Source organism: Nocardioides insulae DSM 17944 (genome assembly GCF_000422825.1).
Classification (GTDB): Bacteria; Actinomycetota; Actinomycetes; order Propionibacteriales; family Nocardioidaceae; genus Nocardioides; species Nocardioides insulae.
Genome location: NZ_AUGU01000014.1, coordinates 396,771 through 416,710 on the forward strand (window position 1 = coordinate 396,771; position 19,940 = coordinate 416,710).

Genomic DNA, 19,940 nt, shown 5'->3' on the forward strand with positions numbered 1-19,940 from the left:
CTACGTCGCTTCCCGCGCCCACGCATCCGGATAGGTTGGTCGCCATGGCGAAGACTCCGGCGGCCGAGGTCGTGGCGGGGGAGCGTGCGGTGCGCATCTCCAGCCCGGACCGCGTGATCTACCAGGCGACCGAGCGGACTCCGGAGGTGACCAAGCTCCAAGCGGCCGAGTTCGTGGCGGCCGCGGGAGAGCACCTGATGCGCGCGCTGCGGGAGCGGCCGACCGCCCTGGAACGGTGGCCGGACGGGTGGCGCGAAGGGATGCGGCTGGCCGTCGGCCCGCAGGATCGGGACGCCGACGGGTTCTATCAGAAACGGGTGCCCAAGGGGGCGCCGGACTATCTGGAGACCGTACAGGTGCGGTTCCCGAGCGGCCGGCCGGCCGACGAGATCTGCCCGACCGAGATCGCGGTCCCGGTATGGGCGGTCCAGATGGGCACGCTCACCTTCCACCCCTGGCCGGTACGCCGCGCCGATGTCGACCACCCCGACGAACTCCGGATCGACCTCGACCCCCAGCCCGGCACCACCTTCGCCGACGCCCGACGGGTGGCGGGGGTCGCCCGGGAGTTGCTCGAGGAACTCGGCCTGCGGGGCTATCCCAAGACCAGCGGCAACCGCGGCATCCACATCTACCTGCGGATCCGGCCGGAGTGGTCCTTCGAGGACCTCCGGCATGCGGCGATCGGGTTCGGACGCGAGCTCGAACGCCGCGACGACGGGGTCACCACCGCCTGGTGGAAGGAGGAGCGCGGCGAACGGATCTTCGTCGACTTCAATCAGAACAACCGCGATCGCACCATCGCCAGCGCCTACTCGCTGCGGCCCCGGCCCGGGGCGCCGGTCTCCACCCCGCTCACCTGGGCGGAGCTCGCCGACCTGGAGGACCCCCGCTCACTCAACCTGTTCACGGTGACCGACCGGTTCGCCGAGGAGTGTCCTTGGGCGGACATCGACGAGACGTCGTACTCCCTCGAACCTCTGCTGGGGCTGTGGGAGGAACTGCCGGGCGGTGAGCTCAACTTCCCCCCGGACTACCCCAAGATGCCGGGCGAGCCACCCCGCGTGCAGCCCAGCAAGAAGGTTGCCGAGCACTGGGACGAGCACGGCAACCGGATCGAGGGCGCCCGCTGACCGACGGGCCGGTCACCCGGTCACGCCGGCGGAGACACGCTCACACCTTTGAGCTCAGTGAGCCTGCTCGTCGAAGTTCTCGTGCTCGAGCAGGTGGAGCACCGGGACGCCGATCTTGCGACGGGCCTTGGAGGTCCAGTCGACGTGGAAGAACTCGGCCACCACGTGGGAGCGGGTCAAGATGATGGCTTCGCGGCCGTCGACCTCCTCGAGCTTGGTCTTGAGGCGATCGATGGGCGGGTCGATGACGATCTCGCCGGTGGCTTCGATCTCGAGGGCCTTGAAGTGCTCCAAGGTGTCGTCGAGTTCCTGCTGGGCGTAGTCGCGGGCCTCGTTGCGCACCGCGTCGAAGTCGACCTCGCTGGCCTGCATCGCGGGCGCACCCATCAGGTCGCCGCCGCCGAGGTTGCCCATCGCGCTCTCGACCCGGGCTGCGGCGTCCTCCATCGGGATCAGGACGTGGTAGCGCACGGGACCCTCGACGGACTGGTGCAGGGACCAGACCCGCTCCGCATCGGCCCGGGTCAGGGCCTGTTCGATCAGAAGGACCACGTCGTAGCTCATGCCCGAAACTGTAGTCCAGCGGCGGCCGCGAGAGTACGCCGCAGCAGCCCGCCCTCCGACCAGGCCGGCCGCGGTCAGTCCCCGTCGGAGCGGAGCACCTCGGACAGGTCGTAGGAGACCGGCTCGTCGAGTTGGTCGTAGCCGCACGATTCGGGGTCGCGATCGTGCCGCCACCGCTTGAACTGGGCGGTGTGCCGGAAGCGGTGGCCCTCCATGTGGTCGTAACCCACCTCGATGACCCGCTCGATGCGCACCGGAGTGAAGGAGAGGTCCTTCCCGGCGCTCCAACGGCTCTGGGTGCCGGGCACGCGGTCGGGGTTGGCGATCGCCCACTCCTCCCAGGCGGCCCACGGGTGCTCGGAGATCGGGACGACCAGCGGCTGGAGCTCGTCGTAGAGCTCAGCCCGGCGCGAGGCGGTGAACGAGGCGCAGACGCCGATGTGCTGGAGCCGGCCCTCGGCGTACAGCCCGAGCAGGAGGCTGCCGATCAGCGGTCGCTCGGGGGTGGAGGTCTTGTGCTCCCGGTAGCCGCAGAGCACGACGTCGGCGGTGCGGCTGTGCTTGATCTTCAGCATGCTGCGCTGGTTGGGGCCGTAGACGGCGTCGAGCGGCTTGGCCATCACGCCGTCGAGCCCTGCCCCCTCGAACCGTGCGAACCAGCCCTCGGCCTGCACCGGGTCGGTGGTCGTCCGGGTGAGGTGGAAGGGGCCCTTCACGGGGAGCTGCGCCAAGGCCTGCTCCAAGTCGGCGCGGCGCCGGTGGAAGGGTTCGTCGAGGTAGGACCGGTCGCCGAGGGCGAGCAGGTCGAAGGCGACGTACTCGGCCGGTGTCTCCCGCGACAGCTTGGTGATCCGCGAGGCCGCCGGGTGGATCCGCTCCTGCAGCACCTCGAACTCCAGCCGCCGCGGTCCGTCGTCGGGGGTGCGGGCGACGAAGACCTCCCCGTCCAGCACGCACCGCTGGGGCAGTTGGTCCTTCGCCGCGGCCACCAGCTCCGGGAAGTAGCGGGTGAGCGGCTTGGTGTTGCGCGAGGCCAGCTCCACCTCGTCGCCGTCGCGGAAGAGCAGACACCGGAAACCGTCCCACTTCGGTTCGAAGGAGTGGCCGCCGGAGGTCGGCACAGCCTTGACCGACTTGGCGAGCATCGGCTGCAGCGGCGGCATCACGGGCAGGTCCACGCTAGGCACAGTAGCCGGACCCGGGGACAGCCCGGAGGGATCGGGTCGTCCCCGTGACCGTGCCGGCGCAGAGGTGTCCTAGGCTGGCGCTGATTCGCGGTGTCCCCGGCACATGGGACGCCCGAACATTCCCCGGTTGGTCTGCCGGCAGGGCCCGCCTGACTTTGAATCAGGACTAGCGACGTAGGTTCGACTCCTACCCGGGGAGCAAGAAACACCTGGTCAGCGGCCACATGGTCGCCAAGCCCGGCCGCCGCAGGCCCGATCTTGCTGACACCTGGTGCTAACACCCGCACTCCTCCGAGGCGTCCGCGACTACGCCTCGCAGGTGGCGGTGCCGATGAACGGGCAGTTGGTCGCCCCGGGGGGTGAGAGAACCCCATGGCGCCTCGGCACTTCCGACTCACTGAAATGCGGGCGCCTGGCGAGAGAACTCCCAGGTGAGGTCCACCGATGGGTCGTCGGTGTCCGGGGAGTCATCTTCGGTCCAGTGCTCAATGACCGCGTACCGCTTCTTGTTTCGCGGCACATTGAACGACTCGGCCAGCTTCGACCCCGAGTCAGACTCCGCGATGACCTCGTGGTCCCCCGAGGGGAGGCTTAGCGGGAAGTAGATCCAGTTGTGCTGGTCCTCGGTATCAAAGTCGCCGTCAACCACCGTGAGCCCGTCGATCTGAACCGTCAGGCGAACCTCATCATCGTCGAGGGACTGGTTGCTCACGATGAGGACCAAGTCCGCATCAGCCTCACCGACAACTCTGACGGTGGCGTCGTCGGCGGTGACGTCAGCGTGCGGAGAGACATCCCCTGCTGTCCCGACCCCGCACCCACCAAGAGTCAAGGTTGCGAGGGTAAGGACGAGAGCACGGAGCACAGTCACGAGTATGGGACGTCGCGGTTCGCGACTCGGTTCCACTGGCACGACGCATCCTCGGCGAGACTGTCCGCGCTGCCGCCTACACGACGGACTCTCCCGAGATGGACAAGCAGACCTACCGCGAGCGGGGTTGGGAGTAGCGACGCTCGCATCTGCTGCGGAGCGCTCGCCACTGCCGATAGGCAGACCGCGTGCACCGGGCCGAATACGGTGTGTCCATGTTCGGAAGGCGACGGCCAACCCAGCCGTCTGAGGACCCTGCGGTCGCGTTCATTGAGGCATTGCTCGACAGAGCCTCGACAACCCATCCCGCAGGTGCGTGGCAGGGTCGTGCTCGCCACGCGCTGACGATCTGCGCCTGTGTGACGCCGGATCACTCGCCGGACTGGATCATCTTCGACACCGAGGAAGGGATTGGTTGGCGCCGCTGGCCGGATGACCTTCCGGACATCGAGGTGGTCCATGCTCCGCTAGAAGCCGGCGGGCATGCCGACCCTTCCGAGGTCCTGGCGTGGCTTCAATGCACGGCAGAGGATCCGTGGGGGGCGGGCGGTGACGGCAGTGGCGACGCCGATGTCCTAACCGAGTTGCAGCGCTGGATCGCCATTTCATGACGTCTGCCCTCGCCCGATCGTGCCGCGAGTGGTGTGGCGCGGAGGAGTGACCTTTCAGGGTCCACGCTTTCGCTCGCGATGCGCTTTGATCGGGTGTAGGAGCGGCCAATAGAGCCCTCGATGCATCTCATCGGCATGCCATAACTCTCCGGGGGTGGCACGAACACCTCGTCGTTCGAACTCCACGCGCAGAATGTCCCTGGCATCCTCCACGCTCATCCTCCGACGGCTGGGGATGATGCGCTCGGCAGCCGCGCGGAGTGCCTCGAGATGGGCCTCGTGGACTGGGAACGGCGGTGGCTCCTCGTGCACCTCAGCAGTATCGCCGAACGCGACGATCTTGGAACCACCTCGGGCTACCGACGCACCGGCCGCCGTCGCCGACGGCTCTGCCGAGACTCGGTCCGTGCGGGCTTCGCCCAGACCAAAGAAACTGCGCGACGGGTTTGCGGCTGGCGCAGGAGGTGGCTGACAGCGCCCGACTCTGCCTGAGTGGGACGAGATGTGGGTAGGTGCGAGGGGTCAACCCCGTGACTCGGTGAAGTGTCGGCTGCGCCGTGCTCCAATAGTGAGAGCGAGAGCAATGCCCCCGAGGAGAACCGCTGCGCCGGCAGCTGCCAACCCCTGCACGAATCTGTCCTCGCCGGCCCCGACACATCGCGCCTGGACCTCATCGGCGTCGGGAGGAGCTTCTCCACCGGGCACGTTGTCAGCGTCATTGAGGACCGTGTCGTACGGGGCCGCGCACGTGTAGTCACCCTGACTGGCGCTGTCGACCGTCGGATTATTCAGAACCATCCAGGTCGCCACCGCGGCCAGGGCAACCGCCAAGAAACCGATCCAGGGGGCGGCACGGCGCGCTCGACTCATGGCGAGATCTTGTCAGGCCGAGTCGGTCACCTGGACTCGAATGCCGCAGAAAGTACACGCTCGACGACGGTCACCTTCGTGTCTGGCCGGGGGGGTGCTGTGCGCCACGGGCGTTAGAGACCTCATCTGGCGCTTGTAGGGAGGTGCCCGACTCTGCCGCCGAGCGCGCGCACTGAGAGACGACGCTCGACCGCTACCCTCATGCCATGGGCACCCTGACCGCTGAGAGCGCGTCGCTGCGCGCGGCGATCGCGACTCATCGTGCTGCCGTCGACGGGGTGCTCGCGAGGTATGCGGCCATCAATCCCCGGCTCTCCGGCTCGGTGTCCCGCGGCGACGCGACGAGTGCCAGCGATATCGACCTCCTCGTTGACCTGCTGCCTGAGGGTGGCAACGAGCTGCTGCGAGTGGCCGGCATCGCCGAGGAGCTCAGCGACCTCTTGGGGACCAGGGTCGACGTGGTGGCCGAGTCGTTGCTTCGGCGCGAGGTCTCGGCCACGGCGCTGGCTGACTCGGTGGCCGTGTGAGCCGCCGCGACCGGGGGCGGTTCGACGACATGCTCGCCGCCATCGAGCGATGCCGGGCGTCCCGTGGGCCGCGATCGCCGGTCTTCGCAACGTGGTGGTGCACGAATACTTCCGCGTGAACCCCGACCTCATCCGCGACATCGTGGACAACCAACTCGGACCGCTCGCGGGTCACCTCCGAGAGCCCGACGTGGACCAGACCGAGTAGTCGCAGGAGCGGCGCGGCGGCGTGGGACGGTTGCGAGTTGCTTTACTGGTTCAAGGCGCGCCTTCGGCGCGCGGCGGCGGCCGGCCTCCGGGCATGCGGCGGGCGACGTGTCCCACACGGGTCCGCGGACACCTCCGAGCCAGGGGCAGGGCTCTTGTCGGGACTAGTGAGGGCTCCGTCCTCGAGCGCGTCCCGGGTCCCGACGGCAGTGGTTGACCCGCTCGGGCCACAACGGCAAGGTGGACGGCGTGGTGCTCAGCCCCTCACCAGTGGTGTCCGGCGCGGCGTCGATGCCGTGGATGCTCGCTCGTCCGTATGGTGAGGCCGGGGGAGCACCATGGACCTGGTCCTGATCAGCGTCATCTTCGTCGTCTTCCTCGCCCTGCTCTTCGACTTCACCAACGGCTTCCATGACGCGGCCAACGCGGTCGCGACCACGGTGGCGACCAAGGCCCTGCCGGGCCGGGTGGCCGTGCTCTACGCCGCCGTCTTCAACTTCTTGCCCGCGATCGTCGGCGTGACCCTGGTGGCCAGCACCATCGCCAACACGGTGGACGTCGACGCGCTCGCCCCGGTCGGGGAAGGGGCGGTGCCCCTCGGGGTGCGGGTCACCTTCGCCGCGCTGGTGGCCGCCGTGGCCTGGAACTACTTCACCTGGTGGCTCGGCCTGCCATCCTCGTCCTCGCACGCGCTGATCGGCGGGCTGGTGGGTGCGGGGCTCGCGGCGGGCGGGCCGGAGGTGATCAGTTGGCGCGAGGTCACGATCATCGTGGTGGCGATCTTCGCCAGCCCTGCGATCGCGGGAACTGTCGCGTGGCTCGCCTTCAGGCTGATCCGTCTGGTCCAGCGTCGGGGAGGGCTGGAGGACGACCACGAGGTCTTCCGGTGGGGGCAGATCCTCTCCGCCGGCGCGGTCTCGTGGGGGCACGGCTCCAACGACGCGCAGAAGACGATGGGCCTGGTGGCGGCCACGCTGGGCGCGGCCGGCTACCTGAGCCCCGAGAGCGGCGGCGACTACGTGCCACCGGTGTGGGTGGTGCTCGCCGCGGCCACCATGATCTCGATCGGCACCTACTGGGGCGGGTGGGCGATCATCGACACGATGGGGTTCAAGATCACCCGGCTGACCCGCGCCAGCGGCTTCGCGGCGAACGTCGGGGCGATCACGGCGATCTTCGGAGCCTCCAACCAGGGAGTGCCGATCTCCACCACCCACGCGGCCGCCAGTTCCATCGTCGGCGCCGGCATGTCCTCGCGCCGGAGGATCAACTGGCTGGTGATGCGCGACATGGCGATCGCGTGGTTCGTGACGCTGCCGGTCGTGGGAGGTCTCGGGTATCTCACCTATTTCGTCACGACCCTGCCCACCAATGCCGCCTGGATCACCGGGATCGGGCTGATGCTCTCGCTGTTCGTGTGGGCAGGTTGGCTGATGACCCGTGCCGAGGGGCACGCGGAGGTGGCCGAGGAGGCCGACCGAGCCGAGCGGGAGAACCACGGGCCGCAGCCCGAGTTCGTGCCCCTGGCCGGGCCGGCGGGGCACGTCCCGGGCCGGATCACCGCGCAGCTGAGGGCCGTGGAGGGGAGCGGTGCCGAGGAGGAGGAAGCCGCCTTCCGGCGTGGTCCGGCCGGCCACGTCCCTCGCCACCGCACGATGGATCCGAGGAACGGCGCGGAGGACCGAGCCGGGGTCGACGGAGCCGGCGGCGAGGGTACGCCGGGGACGGGTCCGTGATCGGCCCGAGCGCGTGCGTCACCGCGCCGCCCGTCGGTTTGGGCGAGGACCAGCGGGGATGAGTGGCCACCGGTAGTTTGCCGGTCATGGCCACGAAGAAGATCTCCAAGCAGAGGTACGAGGCGGAGTTGTTGCGGCTCCAGTCCGAGTTCGTGCAGTTGCAGGAGTGGGTGAAGGCCAGCGGCGCTCGGGTGGCGGTCCTGTTCGAGGGACGCGACGCCGCCGGCAAGGGCGGCACGATCAAGCGGATCACGCAGCATCTCAACCCGCGGATCGCGCGCATCGTGGCACTACCCGCGCCGACGGATCGGGAGCGGACCCAGTGGTACTTCCAGAGGTACGTCGCGAACCTCCCCGCCGCCGGGGAGATCACGCTCTTCGACCGCTCCTGGTACAACCGCGCCGGTGTCGAGAAGGTGATGGGCTACTGCACTCCCGAGCAGCACCGGCTGTTCCTCGAGCAGGTCCCGATCTTCGAGCAGATGCTGATCGAGGACGGCATCCTGCTACGGAAGTACTGGTTCTCGGTGAGCGACGAGGAGCAGCTGAAGCGCTTCCGATCGCGGGGCAGCGACCCGACGCGGCGGTGGAAACTCTCGCCGATGGACGTCGAGTCGATCACCCGCTGGGAGGACTACTCGCGGGCCAAGGACGAGATGATGGCGCGCACCGACCTCCCGAACTCGCCGTGGTACGTCGTCGAGAGCGACATCAAGAAGCACGCGCGGCTCAACATGATGGCCCACCTGCTCGCCAGCATCCCCTACGAGCACACCCCGCCCCTTGACATCACCCTGCCGGACCGCCCCGAACCGGAGGGCTACGAGCGTCCGCCGCGCGAGCGGACGACCTATGTGCCGGACCACGTCTCGACGCTGCTCTGAGCGCAGCGCCCGGTGGAACGACGGGTCGTCTCGCCCACGTTCGGAGCGCACCGGAGGTCGACGGTGCACCTCGACCGACGGGACCGACGAGGGCCGGTTCGACCCACCCGGGAGGGAGCGATCGCTACGCCGGCGGAGGGCCGTAATCCGGCCGGGCTCGTGTATCGGAATCATCACAAGCCTGCGACCAGTGAGAACGTGACTCGCCCGTAGGGGTCGAGTCGTGAAACCTTCGGACTCGGCCGACTCGATCGGCGCTGATGCGACCCCCGGAGGCAGAACAATGGTGACCCGACTCGCGATCGTGAACCGCGGCGAGGCAGCAATGCGACTCATCCATGCGGTGCGTGACGTCAACGCCGGGGGTGGGCCGCCGATCCGCACCGTGGCGCTGCACACCGACGGCGAGCGGCGGGCCACCTTCGTGCGTGAGGCCGACGAGGCCTACGGGCTCGGCCCCGCCTCGGCACGCCCCTACCTCGACCTGGCCGTGCTCGAGCGCGCCCTCGTGGAGACCCGTGCGGACGCCGTGTGGGTCGGGTGGGGGTTCGTCGCCGAGGAGCCCAAGTTCGTCGAACTGTGCGACCGGCTCGGGGTGACCTTCGTCGGTCCCAGCGCCCAGGCGATGCGCCGGCTGGGTGACAAGATCGGCTCCAAGCTGCTGGCCGAGGAGGTCGGCGTACCGGTGGCGCCGTGGAGCGGGGGGGCGGTCGACACCCTGGAGGACGCGCGGGCGGCGGCCGAGCGGATCGGCTACCCCCTCATGCTCAAGGCGACCGCCGGTGGTGGCGGTCGCGGCATCCGCCGCATCGACCGGCCGGCCGACCTGGACGACGCCTACCAGCGCACGCGGGACGAGGCGGAGCGCTCCTTCGGCAGCGGCGTGGTCTTCCTGGAGCGGCTGGTCACCGGGGCCCGGCACATCGAGGTGCAGCTGATCGCCGACGGCCAGGGCACCGCCTGGGCGGTCGGCGTCCGGGACTGCTCGGTCCAGCGGCGCAACCAGAAGGTGATCGAGGAGTCCGCCTCCCCGTTGCTCGACCCCGATCAGGTGGCCGAACTGAAGTCCTCCGCGGAGCGGCTGGCGCTGGCCGTGGACTACAGCGGCGCCGGCACCGTGGAATTCCTCTACCACCCGCAGGAGCGGACCTTCGCCTTCCTCGAGGTCAACACCCGGCTCCAGGTGGAGCATCCCATCACCGAGGTCACCACCGGCCTGGACCTGGTCAAGGCACAACTGCACATCGCGGCGGGCGGTCGTCTGGAGGGGGAGCGGCCCACCGAGGTCGGCCACGCCGTGGAGGCCCGGCTCAACGCCGAGGACCCGGACCGCGACTTCGCCCCGTCCCCCGGGCACATCACCCGGTTGGAGCTCCCGGCGGGCCCCGGCGTGCGGGTGGACACCGGCGTCTCGGAGGGCGACACCATCCCTGCCGACTTCGACTCCATGGTGGCCAAGATCATCGCGCACGGGCGTGACCGCGACGAGGCGCTGGCCCGGCTACGGCGGGCGATGGCGGAGACCACCGTCGTGATCGAGGGCGGCACCACCAACAAGAGTTTCGTGCTCGACCTGCTGGCCCAGCCCGAGGTCGTCCGGGGCGAGCCCGCCTGGGCCGACACCGCGTGGATCGACCGGGTGCGCGAGGAGGGCCGCCTGGCCGCGACCGCGCACGCCGGGGTTGCGCTGGTCGTCGCCGCCGTGGAGGCCTACGACGACCAGCTCCACATCGAGGTCACCCGGCTGTTGGAGACCGCCCGCGGTGGGCGGCCCCAGGTGCAGCACCAGGTCGACCGGCCGATCGAGCTCAAGCTGCGCGGGGCCACCTACCGGGTCACCACCGCGAGCACCGGACCGCACCGCTTCCGGGTCGGCGTCGACGACGGCGTCGAGACCAGGACCGTCGAGGTCGAGGTCGAGCGGGTCGACGACGTCCACCGCCGGGTGTCCGTCGCCGGCTGTGACTACCGGGTGGTCACCGCGACCTTCGGGCCGATCACCACCGTCGAGGTGGACGGTGTGACCCACCGGGTGAGCCGCGAGGAGGGCGGCGTACTCCGCGCCCAGGCCCCGGCGCTCGTGGTCGACACCCGGGTCGTCGCCGGCGACGAGGTCGAGGCCGGCGCTCCCGTCCTCGTGCTGGAGAGCATGAAGATGGAGACGGTGCTGCACGCGCCGTTCGCCGCGCGGGTGCGCGAGGTCCAGGTCAGCGTCGGTAGCCAGGTAGAGACCGGGGCTCCGCTGATCCGGCTCGAGCAGCTCGAGGACGTCGCGGAGGAGGTCGTCGCCCAGGCCGCCGGTGGTGCTCTCGATCTGCCGCAGGAGGCGGCGGAGCAGACGCCGGCCGAGCTGGCCGCTCGCGGTCGCACCGAGCTGACCGCCCTGCTGCTGGGGTACGACGTGGCACCCGAGGAGAGCGGCGCGCTGGCCGACTACCTCGCCGTGCGCTCGGAGCTGCAGCGCTCCGGTGCCCCCGTCATCGCGGACGAGCTGCCGGTGCTGCGCACCGTCGCCGAACTCGCCGAGCTCGGGCGCAACCGCCCGGCCGTCGAGGAACAGCACACCGAGCTGCGCGTGCACAGCTCCCGCGAGCACTTCCACACCTACCTGCAGAGCCTCGATGTCGAGCGCGGCGGCCTGCCCGACCACTTCAGCGACAAGCTGGTGCGGGTCCTGCGACACTACGACGTCACCGACCTCGACCACTCCCCGGAGCTGGAGCAGGCGGTGTTCCGGGTGTTCCTGGCCCAGCAGCGGGCGACCGAGCAGGTGCACGTCGCGGGCGCGCTGCTGCAGCAGTGGAGCGCCGACCCGGCCCCGGAGGGGGAGCTGCGCGATGAGGTCCGCGACCTGCTGGAGCGGTTGGTGCGCGCCACCCAGCTGCGCTTCCCGGTGCTCGGCGACCTGGCCCGCAGCGTGCGGTTCCGCTGGTTCGACCAGCCCCAGGTCGACCAGGAGCGGGCCAGCGTGCTGGCCGGGGTCGCCGACGAGGTGGCCGCGCTGGCGGCCGAGGACGACGCACCCCGGCGGGCCGAGCGGATCAACGCGCTGGTGGCCATCCCCGAGCAGACCGTCCGGTTCCTCGCTGAGCGGCTCGAGGACGGCGTACCCGCCAGGGAGCCGATGCTGGAGGTGCTGGCCCGGCGTCACTACCGCGAGTACGACTTCCACGACCTGCAGACCCCCACGGTCGAGGGCCGGCCGTTCGTGACCGTCGACTACTCCGTCGACGGGCGCCCCACCCGGCTGTTCTCCACCGTCGGCACCGTGGCCGAGCTGCGCGATCCCGCCGGCGCGCTGGCCTCCTCGGTGGCCGCCCAGGTCGCCGCCCGCGATGCGGATCACGGCGCGGTGGTCGATCTCTACCTCTCCTGGCCCGAGGCCCCGGAGGACCACGAGGCGTGCAGCGCCGCCCTGGGCGAGATCGCGGCGAACCTCCCGTTCATGCCGGAGGTACGCCGGGTGATGCTCGCCGTCTCCCCGGGGGCTGGCCGTCCGGTCGGCTACTACACCTTCCGGCCCGACGAGGGGGCCGAGGGCGGCGTGGTCGAGGACGACCTGGTGCGCGGCGTGCACCCGATGGTCGGCCGCGGCCTGAACCTGTGGCGGCTGCGCAACTTCGAGGTGACCCGCCTCGACGCCCCGGAGGACGTGCTGCTCTACGAGTGCGTCGCGAAGGAGAACCCCACCGACCGGCGCCTGGTGGCGCTGGCGCAGGTGCGGCAGGTGGCCGTCGTCCGCGACGAGGCCGGGCAGGTCACCGGCGTGCCGCACGCGGAGCGCGCGGTGGAGCACTGCCTGGAGGCGATCCGCCGGGTCCGCAGCAGCCGCGGCGCGGCCGGCACCAAGCTCGACATGAACCACGTGTGGGTCAAGGTCTGGCCGGTGGTGGAGGCCGATCTGACGCAGTTGCGCGGCCTCCAGGACAAGATCACCCCGCTCAGCGAGGCGGCGGGCATCGAGGAGGTCCGGGTCCAGGGTCGGGTCGGTGACGGCGAGGCCGCGGTCCCACTCGTGATCCGGTTCTTCTCCCAGCCCGGCGCCGGCGTGGTCTCCTCCGTCGAGGAGCAGCCGACCGAGCTGCTCAAGCCGATGGACGACTACACCGCGAAGGTGGTGCGGGCGCGGCGCCGTGGCCTGGTCTACCCCTACGAGCTCCAGTCGGTGCTCTCGGGGCCCGATGGCCTCGTGGTCGAGCACGACCTGGACGACACCGGTGCGCTGGTGCCGGTGGACCGGCCGCGCGGGCTCAACAAGGCTGGGATCCTGGTGGCCGTGGTGACCACGCCCACCGTCCTGCACCCGGACGGCCTCACCCGGGTGGTGCTGTGCGGTGACCCGACCAAGGCGCTCGGCGCGGTGTCGGAGGCGGAGTGCACCCGGATCATCGCGGCGATCGACCTGGCCGAGCGGATGCAGGTGCCGGTGGAGTGGTTCGCCCTCTCCGCCGGTGCGCGGATCGCGATGGACTCCGGCACCGAGAACATGGACTGGGTGGCGGCTGCGCTGCGCCGGATCGTGGAGTTCACCCAGGACGGTGGCGAGATCAATGTGGTGGTGGCCGGCATCAACGTCGGTGCCCAGCCGTACTGGAACGCCGAGGCCACCATGCTCATGCACACCCGCGGCATCCTGGTGATGACCCCGGACAGCGCGATGGTGCTCACCGGCAAGCAGTCGCTCGACTACTCCGGTGGCGTCTCGGCCGAGGACAACTTCGGCATCGGCGGCTACGACCGGGTGATGGGCCCCAACGGGCAGGCGCAGTACTGGGCGCCCGATCTCCAGGGCGCCGTCCAGGTGCTGCTCAGCCACTACGACCACACCTACGTCGTGCCGGGCGAGGCGGCGCCGCGGAAGGCGCCCACGACCGACCCGGCCGAGCGCGACATCAGCAGCTACCCGCACCGGGTCGACGGAAGCGACTTCGCCACGGTCGGCGAGATCTTCTCCGCCGCGCACAACCCCGACCGGAAGAAGCCGTTCGACATCCGGACGGTGATGCGGGCGCTGGCCGACCAGGACCACCAGACCCTGGAGCGCTGGGCCGGCATGGCGGACGCCGACACGGCGGTCGTCTTCGACGCCCGGCTCGCCGGCGAGGCGGTCTGCCTGCTGGGCATCGAGTCCCGGCCGGTGCCCCGCCGGGGCTTCCCGCCCACCGACGGACCCGACACCTACACCGCGGGCACGCTCTTCCCGCGGTCCTCGAAGAAGGCGGCGCGGGCGATCAACGCCGCCAGCGGCAACCGGCCGCTGGTGGTGCTGGCGAACCTGTCCGGCTTCGACGGGTCGCCGGACTCGATGCGCAACCTGCAGCTCGAGTACGGCGCGGAGATCGGCCGGGCGATAGTCAACTTCCGGGGCCCGATCGTGTTCTGCGTGATCTCCCGCTACCACGGCGGCGCGTTCGTGGTCTTCTCCAAGGCGCTGAACCCGAACATGACGGTCCTCGCCGTCGAAGGTTCCTACGCCTCGGTGCTGGGTGGCGCGCCGGCCGCTGCGGTGGTCTTCGCCGGCGAGGTGGAGAAGCGGATCAGTGCGAGCCCCGAGCTGCGGGAGCTGGAGGCGCGGATCGCCGAGGCCGACGACCTGGAGCGCGGCCAGCTCCTGGTGGATCAGGCCGAGCTACGGACCTCGCTGCGGGCGGAGAAGATCAGCGAGGTCGCGGCCGAGTTCGACGGCGTCCACGACATCCACCGGGCGGTGCGGGTCGGCTCGGTCGACGCGGTCATCACCGCAGCCCGGCTGCGCCCGGAGATCATCGAGGTGCTGCGCGGCGCGCGATGAGGCGCGACCGCTGACCGTTCGGCAGGGTAGGTAGCCGTGCGCGCACGTCCCGACCGGAGTTTCCGGTTGGGACGTGCGCATTTCCCCACCTGCCGTGCCGAACGACCGTCCTGTCCGAGGCCCGTCCCTCGCCCCGAGGGGATGCCGGAACCCGGCGAAGGGGATGGTCGGCGGGCCCCGGAGGCACGCCGTAGGCTCGGCGGCATGAGCGAGCTGACTGTGATCGTGATGGCGGCCGGCGGGGGCACCCGGATGAGATCGAAGACCCCGAAGGTGCTGCACCCCATCGCCGGCCGGAGCATGGTCGGGCACGTGCTGCACGCGGTCCGGGACGCCGGCGCCGACCACGTCGTCGCGGTCGTCGGTCACCAGCGGGAGCTGGTCGGCCCGCACATCACCGACCTGATCCCCGACGCCGTGCTCGCGGTCCAGGAGGAACAGCTCGGTACGGCGCACGCGGCCGCGGCCGGGCTGGCCGCGGCCGGGACGGTGCGCGGCACCGTCGTCGTCCTGACCGCCGACACCCCGCTGCTGCAGGGATCCTCGATCCGGGCGCTGGTCGAGGACCATGAGGCCGGCCAGCGGGCCGTGACGGTGCTCAGCGGGGTCGTCCCCCATCCGTTCGGCTACGGCCGGATCCTGCGGGACGCGGCCGGGGAGGTCACGGGCGTGGTGGAGGAGAAGGACGCCACCGAGGAGCAGCGCGCGATCACCGAGATCAACGCCGGGATCCTGGCCTTCGACGCGACCTTCCTGGCCGACGTACTCCCGCGGATCGGCAACGACAACGTCAAGGGCGAGTACTACCTGCCGGACGCGATCCTGCTCGCACACCAGGAGGGCGCGCGGGTGGGGGCGCACGTGCTCGATGACGTCCGTCAGACCGAGGGGGCCAACGACCGGGTGCAGTTGGCCGCGCTGGGCCGGGAGCTGAACTCCCGGATCCTGACCCGGTGGATGCGCGCGGGCGTCACCGTGATCGACCCGGCCACCACCTGGGTGGAGGCCGATGTCGATCTCGCGCCGGACGTGACCCTGCTTCCGGGCACCCAATTGGTCGGGGCCACCACCGTGGCCGAGGACGCCACCATCGGTCCCGACACCACCCTGACCGACTGCGAGGTCGGCGTGGGCGCGACCGTCGTCCGCACGCACGCCCAGCTCGCGGTGATCGGCGAGGGCGCCACGGTCGGCCCGTTCTCCTACCTCCGGCCGGGCACCCAGCTCGGCGCGACCGGGAAGATCGGCGCGTTCGTGGAGACCAAGAACGCCCAGATCGGCGACGGCGCCAAGGTGCCGCACCTGTCCTACGTCGGCGACGCCGAGATCGGCGAGGGCAGCAACATCGGGGCCGGCACGATCTTCGCCAACTACGACGGGGTCGACAAGCACCGCACCACCGTCGGGCGGCACGCCAGGACGGGCTCCAACAACACCTTCGTGGCGCCCTCGAGCATCGGTGACGGCGCGGGCACCGGCGGCGGCACCGTGGTGCGCGGGACGGTGCCTCCGGGCGGGCTGGCGGTGAGCTCGGGCCCGATGCGCGTGATCGAGGGATGGGCGCTGCGCAAGCGGGCGGGCACACCGCAGGCCGAGGCCGCTGCGAACGCCCTGGCTGCCGAGGACTCCGTCAGTTCCGACCCGGCCGCGGCGGCCGGCGACCCCGATCCCTCGGCGTCGGTGTGACCAACCCGTGAACGGAAGGTTGACATGACGTGTCTCACAGTGGCGAAGTCGTTTTGGGGCAAGTCGGACCCGTGCGACAGAATCCACGGGTAAGGGCCCCAGGCGACAGGGAGCAGCTGGTGACGACCGACATCAAGCGCACGACCGAGAAGCATCTGATGGTTTTCAGCGGCCGGGCGCACCCCGTGCTCGCCGAGGAAGTGGCCGAGATCCTGGAGACCGAGTTGGTCCCCACCTCGGCCTACGAGTTCGCCAACTCCGAGATCTACGTCCGCTACGACGAGTCGGTGCGCGGTGCCGACGCCTTCGTGATCCAGAGCCACACCTCTCCGATCAACGAGTGGATCATGGAGCACCTGATCATGGTCGACGCGCTCAAGCGCGCCTCGGCCAAGCGGATCACCGTGGTGATGCCGTTCTGGGGCTACAGCCGCCAGGACAAGAAGCACCGCGGCCGCGAGCCCATCTCCGCCCGGTTGATCGCGGACCTGTTCAAGACCGCCGGCGCCGACCGGATCATCAGTGTCGACCTGCACGCCGACCAGTTGCAGGGCTACTTCGACGGGCCCGTCGACCACCTGATGGCGCTGCCGCTGCTGACCTCCCACATCAAGGAGAAGTACGGCCACGAGCAGCTCGCGGTGGTCTCGCCCGACGCAGGCCGGATCAAGGTCGCCGAGCGCTGGGCGGCCAAGCTGGGCGGCGTACCCCTGGCCTTCATCCACAAGACCCGTGACATCACCCGGCCCAACGAGACCGTGGCCAACCGCGTCGTGGGTGAGGTGGCCGGCAAGATCTGCGTCCTGACCGACGACATCATCGACACCGGCGGCACCATCGTGAAGGCCGCCGAGGCGTTGATGAAGGACGGCGCTGCGGGCGTCATCATCGCGGCCACCCACGCCATCCTCTCCGACCCCGCGGTCGACCGGCTCAAGAACAGCCCGGCCACCGAGGTGGTCATCACCAACACCCTGCCGGTGGCCGAGGAGAAGCAGTTCGACAAGCTCACCACCTTGTCGATCGCGCCGATGCTGGCCCGGGCCATCCGCGAGGTGTTCGAGGACGGCTCGGTCACCTCCATGTTCGACGGCCACGCGTAAGCAGTCGGCCCGGATCCGCCGATCCTGCGCCCAGTCGCGCGCCGTCACCGTCACCGCCGGGTGAGGCGCGGGACCGGCGGGCCCGGACGGCAGCTTCGGATTGGGGCCTGGTCGGGCAGGGCGGCTAGACTGCGGGAGTTGCCTCGGCGAGGGAGCGGCGTTCGCGCCGGCTCCGTGATCGACAGGGCAGGCTCTTCCCCGCAAGCGCCGTGCGTCCTGGTGATCGCACGGCGTTCGTCATCTCGACTCCGCCGCCCCGCCGGGACCGCGTCCGGCCCGATGGGCCATCACGTCTGAGAAGTCGAGGAGACACCATGTCCAGCGAGAAGATCACCGCCGAGGTCCGCAACGAGTTCGGCAAGGGCGCCGCCCGCCGCATCCGCCGCGAGAACAAGATCCCCGCCGTCGTCTACGGCCACGGGGCGGACCCGATCCACCTGACCCTGCCGGGTCACGAGCTCATGCTCGCGCTCAAGCACCACGGCGCCAACGCCCTGCTCGAGCTCAGCTTCGAGGGCAAGACCCAGCTCGCCCTGACCAAGCAGGTCCAGGTCGACGACCTGCGCCGCGTCATCGAGCACGTCGACTTCGTCGCCGTCCGCGCCGGCGAGAAGGTCACCGTCGAGGTGCCGGTCCACGTCGTCGGCGACGCAGCCCCCGGCACCCTGGTCACCACCGAGAACACCACCATCGCCCTCGAGGCCGAGGCCACCCACGTGCCCGAGGGCATCGAGGTCTCCGTCGAGGGCGCCGAGGCCGGCACCCAGATCACCGCCGAGCAGCTCACCCTGCCCCGCGGGACCACCCTCGCGGCCGACCCCGAGCTCCTCATCGTGCACGTCGCGGTGGCCAAGGCCGCCGAGGAGCCCGAGGCGGAGGCCGCCGAGGGCGAGGCTGCCGAGGGTGAGGCCGCCGAGGCCGCCGAGGGCGAGTGACCCGGAGCAGTCATGAGTGAGGTGGGCGAGGTCTGGCTGATCGTGGGTCTGGGTAACCCCGGACCCAACTACGCCGGGCATCGCCACAACATCGGCTATCTCGTCAACGACGAGCTGGCCTCCCGACTGGGCGGGTCGTTCCGTGCCCACAAGTCCGGTCGGGCAGACGTGGTGGAGGGTCGCCTGGGCGGAGTGCCCGGGCGGCCCGGCCCCCGCGTCGTACTGGCTCGCCCGCGCTCGTACATGAACGAGGTGGGTGGGCCGGCCAAGGCGCTGGCCAGCTTCTACAAGGTCGACCCGGCGCAGATCGTGGCGATCCACGACGAGCTGGACATCCCGTTCGACACGATGCGGCTCAAGCTGGGCGGCGGCGACAACGGACACAACGGGCTGAAGTCCTTGCGCGCGTCCTTCGGCACCGGCGACTTCCACCGGGTCCGGGTCGGGATCGGACGCCCTCCGGGGCGTCAGGACGTCGCCGACTTCGTGCTGTCCGGCTACTCCTCCGCCGAGCGCAAGGACCTGCCCTTCCAGGTCGACCGGGCCGCGGACGCCATCGAGTGCCTGGTCACCGAGGGTCTCGAGAAGGCCCAGCAGCGCTTCAACTCCTGACCTGGCCGGGTCGGGTCGGCCGGGTGGCCGGAGTACTCCGGTCCGCCCCTCCCGGCCGGCGCGGCCGGGGCAGCCGCACCGTGGGTGGAGCTCCGTCCAGTTCCACGAGATGCCGGTACGCCGCCACCGCGGCGAGCTGACTGCGCACCACGAGTTTGTGCCGGATCGCCTTGACCTGGCTGCGCACCGTGGCCGGGGCGATGGCGAGCGTCTCGGCGATCCGGTTGACCGGGTTGCCGTCGTAGAGGAGCCGCAGGACGGTCAGCTCCCGGGGCGTGAGCGAGGCCAGCCGGGCGGTGAGCTCGGCATGCTCCTCACGCAGCTGCTCCCACGCCCGCTGCAGCGGCTCCGCACCCGCGCCGAGGAGGTCGGCACCTCCCTCGACGGCGCGCAGCGTCTCGTCCACCGCCGCCAGCGGCGTGTCGATCGGCAGGAACGCCCGTGCCCCCGTCTCGACCAGGGCTCCCCATCGGCCGCCGCGCTCGCACTCGGTGAGGACCACCCACGGCACCGGCAGCGCCGTCATCACGGTGCGGGCGCTCTCCAGGATGTCCCAGCGGTCGAGTTCGCTGATCAGCAGTCCCACCTCGGGCCGCACCGCCCGGGGCCGATCCGTGTCCGGCCAGCGCAGGGGCAGAACCGTCTCGCCGCGGGCGTGCAGGGCGGTTCGGACCGCTTCGCGGATCAGCGCCTGATCCGCCGCGACAGCGACCCTCATCCCTGCGAACTCCTGGCCAACATGGTGCGATCGTCCTTCTCTTCTGGGGCTGCGGTCCAGACCGGTGGACCGAGCTGGTATCTGGTCGCCTTCTGGGCGCACTTGGGTGATGTGTCTCCCGTTCACGGTGGGAAGAGGCCCCGGATCCTCGGATCGAGTGTCTGGCCTCGGGTCACCCGGAAAGACAAGAATTCGCCGACCTCACCGAACTTGGGGACACGCCAGGGATCCGGCCGCTATCGTCCGGAAGCGGAAGGGGAACCGGTGCCGAAATCGGGTAGGTATCGAATTCACCGTTCGCACTACGCCTTCTCGGGTGGTCGCCCTCACCGGCGACATGCAAGACAGAAGACGTGATCAGGAGGGGGTCCGTCGGACAGTGCCGGGAAGGTTCTCGTGGGGGAGCCCTCCGTCCGACGAGCGTCCGCCCTGTCGTTGCGATGGAGCGCGATGAATACTCGAGCATGGAACGTTCGACTTCAGAACCTTGACGGTCGGAGCTGGA

15 protein-coding genes and 1 tRNA gene are annotated in these 19,940 nt (G+C 70.3%); 12 read left to right on the top strand and 4 right to left on the bottom strand.

Going from position 1 to position 19,940, the window contains the following annotated elements; genetic code table 11:
• Window positions 1-44: 44 nt before the first annotated feature.
• A complete protein-coding gene (locus tag G515_RS0106110; RefSeq protein WP_028659449.1) occupies window positions 45-1,133 on the top strand; it encodes a DNA polymerase domain-containing protein in 1,089 nt (362 codons plus the stop codon).
• Window positions 1,134-1,187: 54 nt separating this feature from the next.
• Here the strand turns inward: G515_RS0106110 and G515_RS0106115 are convergent, their stop codons facing one another.
• Both G515_RS0106115 and G515_RS0106120 read right to left on the bottom strand, forming a co-directional pair.
• A complete protein-coding gene (locus G515_RS0106115; protein WP_028659450.1) occupies window positions 1,188-1,697 on the bottom strand; it encodes a hypothetical protein in 510 nt (169 codons plus the stop codon).
• A gap of 74 nt (window positions 1,698-1,771) precedes the next feature.
• Window positions 1,772-2,875 carry an ATP-dependent DNA ligase gene (locus tag G515_RS0106120; protein ID WP_028659451.1) on the bottom strand — a complete coding sequence of 368 codons (1,104 nt, stop codon included), beginning with the start codon at window positions 2,873-2,875 and terminating at the stop codon, window positions 1,772-1,774.
• Window positions 2,876-3,004: 129 nt separating this feature from the next.
• Here G515_RS0106120 and G515_RS0106125 point away from each other — a divergent pair.
• A tRNA-Gln gene (locus tag G515_RS0106125) sits at window positions 3,005-3,083 on the top strand.
• A gap of 195 nt (window positions 3,084-3,278) precedes the next feature.
• On the opposite strand, the gene G515_RS0106130 is transcribed toward G515_RS0106125, so the two are convergent.
• The gene (locus G515_RS0106130; protein ID WP_157571018.1) at window positions 3,279-3,749 is read right to left on the bottom strand and encodes a hypothetical protein; all 471 of its coding nucleotides are present in this window, start codon (window positions 3,747-3,749) and stop codon (window positions 3,279-3,281) included.
• Window positions 3,750-3,943: 194 nt separating this feature from the next.
• Between G515_RS0106130 and G515_RS23270 the strand changes: the two genes are divergently transcribed.
• From G515_RS23270 to pth, 10 genes are all read left to right on the top strand, one after another.
• Window positions 3,944-4,366, top strand: coding sequence for a hypothetical protein (locus tag G515_RS23270; RefSeq protein WP_157571019.1), 423 nt, complete (start codon window positions 3,944-3,946; stop codon window positions 4,364-4,366).
• Window positions 4,367-5,442: 1,076 nt separating this feature from the next.
• Complete coding sequence (locus G515_RS0106140) at window positions 5,443-5,763, top strand: nucleotidyltransferase family protein (protein WP_028659454.1); 321 nt, start codon at window positions 5,443-5,445, stop codon at window positions 5,761-5,763.
• 49 nt (window positions 5,764-5,812) lie between these two features.
• Window positions 5,813-5,971 carry a HepT-like ribonuclease domain-containing protein gene (locus G515_RS23010; protein WP_084653158.1) on the top strand — a complete coding sequence of 53 codons (159 nt, stop codon included), beginning with the start codon at window positions 5,813-5,815 and terminating at the stop codon, window positions 5,969-5,971.
• Between the two features lie 337 nt (window positions 5,972-6,308).
• The gene (locus G515_RS19785; protein WP_051217925.1) at window positions 6,309-7,706 is read left to right on the top strand and encodes an inorganic phosphate transporter; all 1,398 of its coding nucleotides are present in this window, start codon (window positions 6,309-6,311) and stop codon (window positions 7,704-7,706) included.
• An 86-nt stretch (window positions 7,707-7,792) separates the two neighbouring features.
• A complete protein-coding gene (gene ppk2 / locus G515_RS0106155; RefSeq protein ID WP_028659455.1) occupies window positions 7,793-8,590 on the top strand; it encodes a polyphosphate kinase 2 in 798 nt (265 codons plus the stop codon).
• A gap of 283 nt (window positions 8,591-8,873) precedes the next feature.
• Window positions 8,874-14,381 (top strand): ATP-binding protein, encoded by a 5,508-nt coding sequence (locus tag G515_RS0106160; RefSeq protein WP_036554407.1) that lies wholly within the window; start codon window positions 8,874-8,876, stop codon window positions 14,379-14,381.
• A gap of 204 nt (window positions 14,382-14,585) precedes the next feature.
• Window positions 14,586-16,067 carry a bifunctional UDP-N-acetylglucosamine diphosphorylase/glucosamine-1-phosphate N-acetyltransferase GlmU gene (gene glmU, locus G515_RS19790; protein ID WP_036554410.1) on the top strand — a complete coding sequence of 494 codons (1,482 nt, stop codon included), beginning with the start codon at window positions 14,586-14,588 and terminating at the stop codon, window positions 16,065-16,067.
• A 119-nt stretch (window positions 16,068-16,186) separates the two neighbouring features.
• The gene (locus G515_RS0106170) at window positions 16,187-17,170 is read left to right on the top strand and encodes a ribose-phosphate diphosphokinase (protein ID WP_028659457.1); all 984 of its coding nucleotides are present in this window, start codon (window positions 16,187-16,189) and stop codon (window positions 17,168-17,170) included.
• A 314-nt stretch (window positions 17,171-17,484) separates the two neighbouring features.
• A complete protein-coding gene (locus tag G515_RS0106175; RefSeq protein WP_028659458.1) occupies window positions 17,485-18,105 on the top strand; it encodes a 50S ribosomal protein L25/general stress protein Ctc in 621 nt (206 codons plus the stop codon).
• Between the two features lie 12 nt (window positions 18,106-18,117).
• A complete protein-coding gene (pth, locus tag G515_RS0106180) occupies window positions 18,118-18,717 on the top strand; it encodes an aminoacyl-tRNA hydrolase (RefSeq protein ID WP_028659459.1) in 600 nt (199 codons plus the stop codon).
• On the opposite strand, the gene G515_RS0106185 is transcribed toward pth, so the two are convergent.
• Window positions 18,707-19,435, bottom strand: a complete 729-nt coding sequence (locus G515_RS0106185) for a helix-turn-helix transcriptional regulator (protein WP_028659460.1) — start codon at window positions 19,433-19,435, stop codon at window positions 18,707-18,709. The genes pth and G515_RS0106185 overlap by 11 nt on opposite strands.
• Window positions 19,436-19,940 lie beyond the last annotated feature (505 nt).